The following is a 12,033-nucleotide window of genomic DNA, read 5'->3' on the forward strand; positions in this document are numbered from 1 at the left end:
AGGGAGTATATCGTCTGAATCTCCCCATCCCCCTAATTCCCTACTTCTTCGGCGCGAGCAGCATCATCATATTGCGCCCTTCTTTCTTCGGTGCTTGTTGCACTTCCGCAATTTCTTGGAGGTCAGTCGCCATCCGCTTCAGCAGAGTTTCTGCAAGATCACTGTGCTGAATTTCTCGTCCACGGAACATGATCGTGGCTTTGACTTTATCCCCTGCCTTCAGGAAGCGTTCAGCTTGATTGATTCGCACGTTATAGTCGTGCTCCTCAATTTTGTAGCGCATTTTTACTTCCTTGACGTCTACGGTATGCTGTTTCTTCTTAGCTTCTTTCGCCTTCTTTTCTTGCTCGAACTTATGCTTACCGTAGTCGATGATCTTGACGACAGGCGGATCAGCTTTATCGCTCACGAGAACGAGATCGAGTTCTTTCTCGTCTGCCATTGTTTGAGCTTCACGTGAGGTCATAATGCCAAGCTGAGAACCATCTGCATCAATGACACGAACTTTCGGAAACCGAATCCGTTCGTTGATTACGGGCATGTCTCGATTGGGTCTTTTTTCTATCACAGGCACCTGTTGAATTAAGTGGATAAGGGAGACAATGTGCGATCGATTTGTCTGTCGATCAGTAAACAATTGTCAATTCGCTGAGAAATCGTACTCGTCATTCTACTCAGTCTGACGAGTTTTCGGGGAATTTCTTAACTTTAATTCTAAAGGAGGGATCAAGAATTGGATATCGAACCTGATGATTAGAATAGATAAATGTTTACATGAGTCGAGTGCATGGTGGTAGACGCATTACCTTGGCGACAACGAATTGGCAGTCAACGCGATTGGATGTGGCGCGGTTGGCAAACTCGGTATACTTATTTGCGATCTCAAAAATCAGAAATTGCGCCGCCGTTGCTGTTCATTCATGGGTTCGGCGCTTCGATCGGGCATTGGCGACATAATCTGTCAGTGCTGAGCCAGCATCATACGGTGTATGCACTGGATCTGTTGGGATTTGGGGCTTCGGAGAAAGCGATCGCGCCTTATAACTTAAGACTCTGGCTCGAACAGGTGCATGATTTTTGGCTGACGTTTGTGCGTGAACCTGTCGTGCTGATTGGAAATTCGATTGGCTCTTCGGTCTGTCTGGCAGTGGCGAAGGCTTACCCAGACATGGTCAAAGGTGTCGTGATGCTGAATTTACCCGATTCTTCGGTGCTGGAGCAGCCAGAATGGTTCGACTCGGCAGTGAAGGTCGTTCGTCCAATTATGGTGGTAGGGAAAAGTATTTTTACGTTTCCATTGATTTTTAATCCGTTCTTTCGAGTGTTGAGAAGTTCGCGCTTGATTCGGCTCTGGGCAAAACAGGCTTATGCAAGTTCGGACGGGATTACAGACGAACTGATTGAAATTTTAGCGACTCCAGCGCGAGATACAGGTGCAGTCAAGGCGTTGCGATCGATGGTTAATACTCCAAAAGTAACGGAATACCGAGCGCGATCGATTTTGCCGACAGTGCGGGTTCCGATGTTGCTGTTTTGGGGGAAGCAAGATAAATTCGTGCCGCCGAGTTTGGCTGAGTATTGTGTCAAACTCAATCCAAAACTGGAATTAGTTGAGATTGAGAATGCAGGGCATTGTCCCCACGACGAACGCCCGGAGGAAGTGAATCGCAAGATTCTCGGTTGGATTAAGGAGTGTGTGTGATGACAGATGTTTTTCGGATCTCGCCTTTAATTCGACTTACGTTGCTCAGTTTGTACATCGCGTTAACGACTCCGCTACCTCTTCTCGCGGAGGCGACAGATGCGCCTGTTCCGAGTCGTTGGCTTTGGGTAGGAATTGCGATCGGATTTCTTATCCTCTTCGCTGCATTAAGTGAACGAGTGATTGTCGATTCAGAAGGAATTCAAGTTGCTTATCCAGGGTGGGTTCCAAAGTTTTTCCGCCGGGGTTGGCAGCTTGCCTGGGCAGATGTGAAGGCATTGAAACCGCGATCGACCGGTCAGGGCGGATTAGTCTACTATTTTCTCAGCCAATCGGGTGAAGGCTATCTTTTGCCAATGCGTATCGTTGGATTTGCGCGATTCGTCGATCGCGTTCAGGCAGAGACCGGAATCGATACGACTGATGTCAAACCCTTGTCACAACCGTGGATGTATTTGATCTTGTTAGGCTTCACCTTCTTCCTGTTGCTGATTGATGCTTGGACAATTTCGACCGCTTTCACGTTAGGCAAGATTTGATGCAATTACAAGTAGAGAACGTGAGTTTTTCTCATTTCAGGCTGAGCAAAAGAGGCAATACTCTGGAAGATCATGCCCTGCTGCGCAATATCTCGTTTGGCGTGAACCAGGGAGAACGAATTGCGATCGTCGGTGCGTCCGGCTCAGGTAAAACGACGTTGCTCAGACTGCTCAACCGATTAGCTGAACCAACTCAGGGGTCAATCCAGTTTGAAGGCAAAAGCTTTCAAGAAATCTCAGTCACAAAATTGCGCCAGCAAATTCTGTTTGTTGCACAAGAACCCAAATTATTTGGCATGACGGTTCGAGAAGCATTGAGCTATCCATTAAGTTTGCGAAATCTCAAAGATGTTGACCGATGCGTGGATGAATGTTTTGAGCGCATGAAGATTGCTCGGGATTGGTACGATCGCACAGAGCAAGAGCTTTCAACAGGAGAAAGACAGTGGATTGCGATCGCGAGAGGATTAATCTGTCAGCCTGCGATATTGTTACTTGATGAACCGACTGCAAATTTAGATGCAAATCGGAGCGAGTTACTGTTGCGGATTTTAGCGCAGGTGGATTGTACGGTTTTAGCCGTAACGCATCAGTTTGACTGGGCAGAGCAGTTTAGCCAGCGGGTTTTGCAGTTAGAGCGGGGGCAATTAGTCGCTGATACCAATCGAGCGGATTGGCAAACCATCAGAACAGCGATCGCGCAAATTGAAATCGAAGAAGCTGAAGAATGGGATTAAGCGTTTGACGTCTTGGATGCAAGATTCTTCCTCAAGACGTGCCATACGTATAACCCGACTGAACCTGAGGCTCTATACCAAAAATCCCCCACCCAAAGGTGAGGGATTTCTTTCATTTACCTACTGCATTCAGTTCGATTAGCCGAACTTACCTGCTGTAGAAGCAATCACGAAGGCTGCATACGTCAGCACATAACCTGCCGTGAAGTGAACCAGACCGACCAACCGAGCTTGAACGATCGAGAGAGCAACCGGTTTGTCTTTCCAGCGAATCAAGTTCGCGAGCGGAGTGCGCTCATGCGCCCAAACCAGAGTTTCGATCAATTCTTGCCAGTAGCCTCTCCAGGAGATCAAGAACATGAAGCCGGTTGCCCAGACCAAGTGTCCCAAGAGGAACATCCAAGCCCAAACCGCCAAGTTATTCATGCCATACGGGTTGTAACCGTTGATCAATGGAGCAGAATATTGCCACAGGTAGTCACGCAGCCAACCCATCAAGTAGGTCGAACTTTCGTTGAACTGAGCCACGTTACCCGACCAGATCGCTAAATGCTTCCAGTGCCAGTAGAACGTTACCCAACCGATGGTATTCAACATCCAGAACATTGCCAGATAGAAGGAGTCCCATGCAGAGATATCGCAGGTACCGCCACGACCCGGACCATCGCAAGGGAATGCGTAGCCAAAGTCTTTCTTATCCGGCATCAGCTTCGATCCACGAGCATCCAACGCACCCTTGACCAAGATCAAAGTGGTGGTGTGCAGACCGAGCGCGATCGCGTGGTGAACCAAGAAGTCACCAGGACCAATCGTCAAGAACAGTGAGTTAACACCACTGTTAATCGCATCTAACCAACCCGGCAACCAAACGTTACCGTGGTTCGGCCAAGCCGTTGTTGCGATGCTGTCAGGGTTCGACAGTAGAGCATTGAAGCCATACAGTGCCTTACCGTGAGTCGACTGAATCCATTGAGCAAACACAGGCTCAATCAAGATTTGCTTTTCAGGAGTACCAAACGCAACGACAACATCGTTGTGAACGTACAGCCCGAGAGTATGGAAGCCCAAGAACAGCGACACCCAGCTCAGGTGAGAGATAATCGCTTCCTTGTGACCCAAGATACGTGCAAGCACGTTGTTCTTGTTTTGGTCTGGATCGTAATCACGAACCCAGAAGATTGCGCCGTGTGCAAATGCGCCCACCATCAAGAAGCCAGCAATGTATTGGTGATGAGTATACAGAGCAGCTTGAGTCGTGAAGTCCTTCGCAATGAAGGCATAGGGCGGCATCGAGTACATGTGCTGCGCAACCAAGGACGTCACCGTTCCCAACGCAGCCAAAGCAAGACCAAGTTGGAAGTGCAAGGAGTTGTTGACAGTGTCATACAGTCCAGTGTGACCGTCACCCAAACCACCAGCCGGCGGTTTGTGAGCATTGAGGATGTCCTTGATGCTGTGACCAATCCCGAAGTTGGTGCGGTACATGTGACCTGCCACGATGAAGATCACCGCGATCGCTAAGTGGTGGTGAGCCATATCGGTCAGCCACAGCGATTCTGTTTGCGGGTGGAATCCACCGAGGAACGTCAAGATCGCAGAGCCAGAACCTTGAGCCGTACCAAAGATATGCTCAGCCGTATCTGGATTTTCTGCATACACACCCCAATTTCCAGTAAAGAAAGGTGCAAGACCTGCAGGGTGCGGCATGGTGGACAAGAAGTTGTCCCAACCCACATGCTGTCCGCGAGATTCAGGGATAGCAACGTGGATCAAGTGACCTGCCCAAGCCAAAGAGCTAACACCGAACAAACCAGACAAGTGGTGATTCAAACGCGATTCAGCGTTCTTAAACCAAGCCAAGCTCGGACGGAATTTAGGCTGAAGGTGTAACCAACCTGCGAACAGGAGGACAGCAGACAAGATCAACAAGAAGATCGAACCTTGGTACAGATCACCATTGGTTCTCATGCCGATCGTGTACCACCAGTGGTAAACACCTGAGTAGGAAATATCGACAGGATAGTTCGCACCACCTTGGGTAAACGCATCTACCGCAGGCTTACCGAACTGAGGATCCCAAATCGCATGAGCGATCGGGCGAATGTTGAGCGGATCTTTGATCCATTGCTCAAAGTTGCCTTGCCAAGCAACGTGGAATAGGCTACCAGATGCCCACAAGAAGATGATTGCCAAGTGACCGAAGTGAGTCGCGAAAAGCTTTTGATAGAGCTTCTCTTCCGTCATTCCGTCGTGGCTTTCAAAGTCGTGAGCGGTGGCAATCCCATACCAAATCCGACGAGTAGTAGGATCTTGGGCAAGGTCTTGACTAAATTTGGGGAACTTAGTTGCCATAGCTGTTTGTTAATCCTCGCTCATCCGATTGACAATGATCGAGCTAGGAAGAATGCCCACGTTGTGGCAATCCCGCCTAATAGGTAGTGAGCAACGCCCACAGCCCGTCCTTGAATAATGCTCAACGCACGAGGCTGAATTGCAGGTGCAACTTTGAGCTTGTTGTGTGCCCAAACGATCGATTCGATCAGTTCTTGCCAGTAACCGCGTCCGCTAAACAGGAACATCAAGCTGAATGCCCAAACAAAGTGAGCGCCCAAGAACATGAGTCCATAAGCTGACAACGCAGATCCGTAAGATCCAATCACCTGAGCCGCTTGTGCCCACAGGAAGTCGCGCAACCAACCATTGATTGTGATCGCACTTTGAGCGAAGTTACCGCCCGTAATATGGTCTACCGTTCCATCTGCTCCAACCGTACCCCAAACATCAGACTGCATTTTCCAGCTGAAGTGGAAGATAACGATCGACAAGGAGTTGTACATCCAGAACAGACCGAGGAACACGTGATCCCATCCAGACACTTGGCAAGTACCGCCACGACCCGGACCATCGCACGGGAAGCGGAAACCAAGATTCGCTTTATCAGGAATCAAGCGTGAGCTACGCGCAAACAGCACACCCTTCAAGAGGATAAGAACTGTTACGTGAATCGTGAAAGCATGAATATGGTGAACCATGAAGTCCGCCGTACCCAACGCGATCGGCATCATGGCAACTTTGCCAGCGACAGCGACCGTTCCACCGCCAAATGCAAAGCTCGCAGGAGCCAGCGCATTCGGAGCAGTTGTGCCCGGTGCAAGCGTATGCAGGTTTTGTACCCACTGCGCAAACACAGGCTGCAATTGAATTGCGGTATCCGAGAACATATCTTGCGGACGACCCAAAGCACGCATCGTGTCGTTATGCACGTACAGACCGAAGCTGTGGAAGCCCAAGAAGATACAAACCCAGTTCAAGTGAGAAATGATGGCATCGCGATGGCGCAATACGCGATCGAGCAAGTTGTTTTGGTTCACAACTGGATCGTAGTCACGCACCATGAAGATCGCTCCGTGAGCGGCTCCACCGACGATAAAGAATCCACCCAACCACATGTGGTGAGTAAATAGCGACAACTGCGTTGCATAGTCAGTTGCCAAATACGGGTAAGGCGGCATTGCATACATGTGCTGAGCCACGATGATGCTCAAAGAACCAACCATTGCTAAGTTGATTGCCAGTTGAGCGTGCCAAGAAGTGGTCAGAACTTCGTATAAGCCTTTGTGACCTTCCCCAGTGAAAGGACCTTTATGTGCTTCCAGGATTTCCTTCATGCTGTGACCGATACCCCAGTTGGTGCGGTACATGTGTCCAGCGATGATGAACAACACAGCGATCGCCAAATGGTGATGTGCCGTGTCAGTCAGCCAGAGACCGCCCGTGACCGGGTTCAAACCACCTTTGAAGGTGAGGAAGTCAGAATATTCACCCCAGTTGAGGGTAAAGAAAGGAATAAGACCTTTTGCGAAGCTGGGATAGATATCCGCCATCAATTGGGTGTTCAAGATGAACTCATGAGGCAGAGGAATCTTATCCGCAGGTACGCCCCGATCGAGCAACTCGTTCACAGGTAGGGAGACGTGGATCTGGTGTCCCGCCCAACCCAACGAACCGAGTCCGAACAGACCGGCCAGGTGGTGATTCATCATGGACTCCGCATTCTGGAACCATTCCAGTTTGGGAGCGCGTTTGTGATAGTGGAACCAGCCTGCAAACAGCATCAAACCAGCCATGACGAGACCGCCGATTGCGGTGCAGTAAAGCTGAAATGTGTTCGTGAAGCCAGCACCCCGCCACATTTGGAATAAACCAGAGGTGATCTGAATTCCGTGGAAGCCGCCGCCGACATCCGCGTTAAGAATTTCTTGACCGAAGATGTCCCAAACCACTTGCGCGCTGGGTTTTACACCAGTCGGGTTTGCAAGCCATGCTTCATAATTTGAAAACTTAGCGCCGTGGAAGTACATTCCACTCAACCAAATGAACACAACGGCTAAATGACCGAAGTGCGCGCTAAAAATTTTACGAGAAACGTCTTCTAAGTCGCTTGTATGGCTATCGAAATCGTGAGCGTTAGCGTGAAGGTTCCAAATCCAAGTGGTGGTTTTGGGTCCCTTAGATAGGGTTCGATCGAAGTGTCCCGGCTGTCCCCATTTCTCGAAAGAAGTCGGGGTGGGATCTTTATCAACGACGACCCGCACCTTTGCCTCGCGCTCCGGTGGGCTAATTGTCATTGAGACTCTCCTCTCTCTAGACAAGGAACGAGGAATCCCGATCCGGCACTGGTTCTCAAACCCTTCTGTTAAGCAAACTCGCGACGGGATGACAAGGCATAAGACCTAGTTGCGGATTCCGCAGATGTCGCTGAGTAGCTTGGTCTGAGATTCCAGTTGGCTCCCAGGTATTGGGATCGCGCCTTCGTGGGTTCTCAATGGGTCATTATAGGGCTTTGATGAAAACGTTTCAGAAGCTTATTAACAATAATTCAAAGTTCGGATTTTCTTGACTCTGCTTGGATCTGAGGCATTAGCTGAAATCGAAAAGTCAAGAGGTTTGTGATTAACTTTACATTACTCAAGGATTGAGATTTTTGATTGATTCACTTAAGCATAATTGATAGTCTCTGAATCTTGTTGTTCATAAAAATTGTTGTACGTCCTGAGCTAGAAGCAGGATTGAGTCCGTGATCTCGACGTTTTCCGGCCGGAAGCGATGCTACAGCCTGGTTCAAGCTATGACAATCCTGCTAGGTTTCATAACCCAAGATTTTTCAACATGGAAGCTCAGGGAGATTTAGATAGCCCAATGAGCGTACGATCGCGTTCTTTAATCTTTCTTAACAGAGCAAATTAGTATCGCTCTGTAACAGCAAATTTCTCATTCTGTGAAAGATTGAAGCCGTATTGGGGGAAGTTCCTGTGGGATCTCACGAACTGACTGAGATGGCTTGCGCGAGAGCTTTTGGGGAAGATGAAGATTGTTGGAGAGTTCATGTGCAAATCACAATGAAGCGCTATCGATTTGCATCATGCAGAGAGACTAAAGCAATTCGCTGCAATCGCGTTTCCAATCCACCACGGACTGGAAACGCAAAGGTTGATCTCATTCAAACGGTTCTAACTCGCTGTCACTTGCTGAACCAGTTCCATGACTTCCGATCGACTGAGTTTTTCTGCCCCGTGCTGTATCGCTTCTAAAGTTGCATAAGCCAACGTTAGAATGACGCGGCAGAAATCCCGTGCCGGGCTGATTTCAGGCAGCGACTCGACATAAGCACTCGCAAGTTCAAGCTGGCGGCGGGAATAAGCTTGCATCTCATCATCTGTCCACCCCTTCGGGTAGAACGCTACACCACGAGTAAAATCCTCGCCGTGATTTCGCAAAATATTCACCGACTGTAACCCCCGACCGAACCCCACTGCTTGAATACGATCGGTCTTCGTTCCGTCATACCAAGCCCAAAGATCCGATAGCAACAATCCAACCGAAGCTGCCACGCTAAACGTATATTGATCAAGTTCCGTTTCAGTATGAATTGCCCAATTACAGTCTGCCCAATGCGCCATGCGGTCAGACATGGTAGAAATCGCTTCCCAAATTCGAGGAGCAATTTCCGCAGGCGCATAAGAGAGCCATTCATCCAGTCGCAGTGTGACTTCTTCAAGATGCTCAAGTTCTGAGGCAAAAATTGGACGGAAATCTTCAGACGTAAAACCGCGATCGCCCGCTTGCAACACCAAACTGATTTGCCGAAGCATTCGAGACTTGGCTGCATTCTCTAAATCGGGATGGTCTTCGATTTGGTCGATCGCTCTCATGCACAAATATGCCGACGCTACCGCTTCTTTGAGTCCGGTCGGCAGGCGACTAATGGGAATGAAAAATGTCCGACTCGTCTCCTTCAAAACATCCAAGGCGGTTTTTTGTAAGTTCATATGATTTCACTCCTCTCTCGAAACTTTTATAACAGGTTGCGTTCTCGAAAAACTGTTTATTCACATGTCACTCAATAATTTCTGCTTATTCGCAACCTTACAAGATGTTGGAACTCAGTGCGGTAGACTGCTGGGGAATTTTGGGAATCAGCATGAAATTGGAATTGAACATGAAATATTGGTTGATGAAATCAGAACCTGATGTCTATGGGATTACGGATCTCGAACGCGATCACATCACTCTCTGGGACGGTGTTCGCAATTACCAAGCGCGGAATTATTTAAAGTCAATGGAGGTCGGAGACCTTGCGTTCTTCTACCATTCCAATGCCAAGCCACCTGGCATCGTCGGCTTGATGCACATTGTGGAAGCTCGTGTCGTCGATCCCACTCAATTTGATCCAGACAGTGATTATTACGACGCAAAATCTTCACCAGATGCTCCCCGATGGCATACCGTTCGAGCAGAGTTTGTTAAGAAATTCCCAATGATTTCGTTGGAGATTTTACGACAAACATTTACACCCGAAGAATTAGCAGTCGTCCGGCAAGGCAATCGCCTCTCTGTATTGCCTGTAGAAAAAGAAATCAGCGATCGAATTTTCAACTTAATTTCAGAACAAATTTCCAACCGAACCAGAAGCCGTTAGGATAGAATTGTTAAGCTCTTATTACGATTCTTTTCAACCCTTACGGTCTATCTATGACTCTTCCCATTCGCAACGTTGCTATCATCGCTCACGTTGACCACGGTAAAACTACACTGGTCGATGCTCTTCTTAAGCAGGCGGGAACGTTCCGCGAGGGAGAAGAGATCCCGGACTGCGTAATGGACTCGAACGATCTAGAGCGCGAACGCGGCATCACGATTTTGTCTAAAAATACCGCTGTTCGATACAAAGATACTCTAATTAATATTGTCGATACACCTGGACACGCCGACTTCGGTGGTGAAGTTGAGCGAGTTTTAGGCATGGTAGATGGCTGTCTACTCATTGTGGACGCAAACGAAGGTCCAATGCCTCAGACTCGCTTTGTGTTGAAGAAGGCATTAGAGAAAGGACTGCGCCCGATCGTATTTGTGAATAAAATCGATCGTCCTCGTGCCAATCCAATGATTGCCGTTGATAAAGTTCTGGATCTGTTCATTGAACTGGGTGCAGACGATGACCAGTGCGAATTCCCTTATCTCTTTGGTTCTGGTCTTTCCGCGTTTGCGAAGAACACGCTGGAAGAAGAATCAGATGATATGCAGCCGCTCTTTGATGCAATTTTGCGTCACGTTCCGCCGCCAGTTGGCGATGCGTCAAAACCCCTTCAATTGCAAGTGACAACACTAGATTATTCAGATTATCTCGGTCGGATTGTGATCGGAAAAATTCACAACGGCACGATTAGGGTTGGGCAGCAAGCTGCGATCGTTACCGAAACTGGAGAAGTCGTCAAATCTAAAATCTCGAAGCTAATGGGCTTTGAAGGTCTAAAGCGGATTGAAATTAGTGAAGCAACGGCTGGAAACTTAGTTGCAGTGGCAGGGTTTGCAGGTGCAAACATCGGTGAAACAATTACTGATCCGAATGATCCTCAAGCATTGCCTCTGATTAAAGTCGATGAGCCGACATTGCAAATGACATTCTCTGTGAACGATTCGCCGTTCGCTGGGCAAGAAGGGACGTTTGTAACCTCACGGCAACTCCGCGATCGACTGTTCCGCGAACTCGAAACAAATGTGGCGTTGCGAATTGAAGAAACCGATTCACCAGACAAATTAGCCGTGTCTGGACGGGGTGAACTGCACCTTGGGATCTTAATCGAAACAATGCGTCGGGAAGGTTACGAGTTCCAAGTCTCTCAGCCACAAGTGATTTTCCGTGAAGTAAACGGGCAACCTTGCGAACCCTTTGAAACTCTAGTCTTAGATGTTCCCGAAGAAGCAGTCGGAGGCTGTATCGAACGTCTCGGACAGCGCAAAGGCGAAATGCAAGATATGCAGGTTGGAACCAATGGACGCACGAATTTGGAATTTGTGATTCCAGCTCGCGGTTTGATTGGATTCCGGGGTGAATTCATGCGTCTGACTCGTGGGGAAGGCATCATGAACCACAGCTTCTTGGAATATCGCAAGATGAGTGGGGACATTGAAGCCCGTCGGAATGGGGTGCTGATTTCATTTGAAGAAGGAACCGCGACATTCTATGCCATGCAGAACGCTGAAGATCGTGGAGTCTTCTTTATCAAGCCTGGAACGAAAGTCTACAAAGGCATGATTCTGGGTGAGCACAATCGCCCACAAGATCTCGAACTCAACGTCTGCAAAGCGAAGCAGCTAACAAACCACCGTGCATCAGGTGGTGAAGAACTGGTTCAATTGAAAGAGCCAGTTGATATGAGTTTGGAACGGGCACTTGAGTATATCGGCCCTGACGAACTGCTAGAAGTCACCCCCGAATCGATTCGATTACGGAAAGTGGCAAAAGCGAAGAGATTAGCGAAGAAATAGGTTGAGCAGCGGGAGGTTAATCACTTCCCGCTTTTTATTTGGAGAGCGATCGCACTCTTCTCAGTCGATTCGTTAGAATCAACCCTCCCATGCGTATCAGATCCCTACGACAGTACTCAAGCCCAGCATTCGACCCGCAAATTCAGACTTCGACGGATTGAGCGCCGTTGAGCCTGAACTTTTGGTGCGAATTTCATGAACTTCTTCTTAACTTGGAGTGAATCCA

9 protein-coding genes are annotated in these 12,033 nt (G+C 48.6%); 5 read left to right on the plus strand and 4 right to left on the minus strand.

From position 1 onward, the window contains the following. Window positions 1–40 precede the first annotated feature (40 nt). Window positions 41–541 carry a translation initiation factor IF-3 gene (gene infC / locus J0L70_RS16300; protein ID WP_017288767.1) on the minus strand — a complete coding sequence of 167 codons (501 nt, stop codon included), beginning with the start codon at window positions 539–541 and terminating at the stop codon, window positions 41–43. 246 nt (window positions 542–787) lie between these two features. Here infC and J0L70_RS16305 point away from each other — a divergent pair, with 246 nt between their 5' ends. Genes J0L70_RS16305 through J0L70_RS16315 form a run of 3 tightly spaced genes read left to right on the plus strand, consistent with a single transcriptional unit; the run spans window position 788 to window position 2,978 of the window. Further along, on the plus strand, window positions 788–1,702 hold the full coding sequence (locus J0L70_RS16305; RefSeq protein WP_017288766.1) for an alpha/beta fold hydrolase: 915 nt from the start codon (window positions 788–790) through the stop codon (window positions 1,700–1,702). Then, a complete protein-coding gene (locus tag J0L70_RS16310; RefSeq protein ID WP_287455277.1) occupies window positions 1,702–2,241 on the plus strand; it encodes a hypothetical protein in 540 nt (179 codons plus the stop codon). Before J0L70_RS16305 ends, J0L70_RS16310 begins: the two co-directional genes overlap by 1 nt. Then, the gene (locus J0L70_RS16315) at window positions 2,241–2,978 is read left to right on the plus strand and encodes an ABC transporter ATP-binding protein (RefSeq protein ID WP_268242331.1); all 738 of its coding nucleotides are present in this window, start codon (window positions 2,241–2,243) and stop codon (window positions 2,976–2,978) included. Before J0L70_RS16310 ends, J0L70_RS16315 begins: the two co-directional genes overlap by 1 nt. Window positions 2,979–3,116: 138 nt before the next feature. Here J0L70_RS16315 and psaB read toward each other — a convergent pair whose 3' ends face one another. The 3 genes from psaB to J0L70_RS16330 form a co-directional block, all read right to left on the minus strand. Next, a complete protein-coding gene (gene psaB, locus J0L70_RS16320) occupies window positions 3,117–5,330 on the minus strand; it encodes a photosystem I core protein PsaB (protein ID WP_017288763.1) in 2,214 nt (737 codons plus the stop codon). A gap of 20 nt (window positions 5,331–5,350) precedes the next feature. Continuing rightward, window positions 5,351–7,606, minus strand: coding sequence for a photosystem I core protein PsaA (psaA, locus tag J0L70_RS16325; RefSeq protein WP_017288762.1), 2,256 nt, complete (start codon window positions 7,604–7,606; stop codon window positions 5,351–5,353). An 882-nt stretch (window positions 7,607–8,488) separates the two neighbouring features. Beyond that, window positions 8,489–9,307, minus strand: coding sequence for a squalene/phytoene synthase family protein (locus J0L70_RS16330; protein WP_190651988.1), 819 nt, complete (start codon window positions 9,305–9,307; stop codon window positions 8,489–8,491). Window positions 9,308–9,477: 170 nt separating this feature from the next. On the opposite strand from J0L70_RS16330, the gene J0L70_RS16335 reads away from it, so the two are divergent. Together J0L70_RS16335 and typA are read left to right on the plus strand one after the other, a co-directional pair. After that, entirely contained in the window at window positions 9,478–9,957 is a 480-nt protein-coding gene (locus J0L70_RS16335) for an EVE domain-containing protein (RefSeq protein WP_287455278.1), read from the plus strand. 53 nt (window positions 9,958–10,010) lie between these two features. Further along, on the plus strand, window positions 10,011–11,807 hold the full coding sequence (gene typA / locus J0L70_RS16340) for a translational GTPase TypA (RefSeq protein ID WP_026148710.1): 1,797 nt from the start codon (window positions 10,011–10,013) through the stop codon (window positions 11,805–11,807). The last annotated feature ends 226 nt before the right edge of the window (window positions 11,808–12,033 follow it).

Source organism: Leptolyngbya sp. UWPOB_LEPTO1 (genome assembly GCF_017302695.1).
In the GTDB taxonomy this organism is placed as follows: Bacteria; Cyanobacteriota; Cyanobacteriia; order Leptolyngbyales; family Leptolyngbyaceae; genus Leptolyngbya; species Leptolyngbya boryana.

Excerpts from the sequence above, each read along its gene's own strand:
- psaA (WP_017288762.1), bottom strand. The coding sequence starts at position 7,606 with ATGACAATTAGCCCACCGGAGCGCGAGGCAAAGGTGCGGGTCGTCGTT.
- psaB (WP_017288763.1), bottom strand. The coding sequence starts at position 5,330 with ATGGCAACTAAGTTCCCCAAATTTAGTCAAGACCTTGCCCAAGATCCT.
- J0L70_RS16310 (WP_287455277.1), top strand. The coding sequence starts at position 1,702 with ATGACAGATGTTTTTCGGATCTCGCCTTTAATTCGACTTACGTTGCTC.
- J0L70_RS16330 (WP_190651988.1), bottom strand. The coding sequence starts at position 9,307 with ATGAACTTACAAAAAACCGCCTTGGATGTTTTGAAGGAGACGAGTCGG.
- infC (WP_017288767.1), bottom strand. The coding sequence starts at position 541 with ATGCCCGTAATCAACGAACGGATTCGGTTTCCGAAAGTTCGTGTCATT.
- J0L70_RS16335 (WP_287455278.1), top strand. The coding sequence starts at position 9,478 with ATGAAATATTGGTTGATGAAATCAGAACCTGATGTCTATGGGATTACG.
- typA (WP_026148710.1), top strand. The coding sequence starts at position 10,011 with ATGACTCTTCCCATTCGCAACGTTGCTATCATCGCTCACGTTGACCAC.
- J0L70_RS16305 (WP_017288766.1), top strand. The coding sequence starts at position 788 with ATGGTGGTAGACGCATTACCTTGGCGACAACGAATTGGCAGTCAACGC.
- J0L70_RS16315 (WP_268242331.1), top strand. The coding sequence starts at position 2,241 with ATGCAATTACAAGTAGAGAACGTGAGTTTTTCTCATTTCAGGCTGAGC.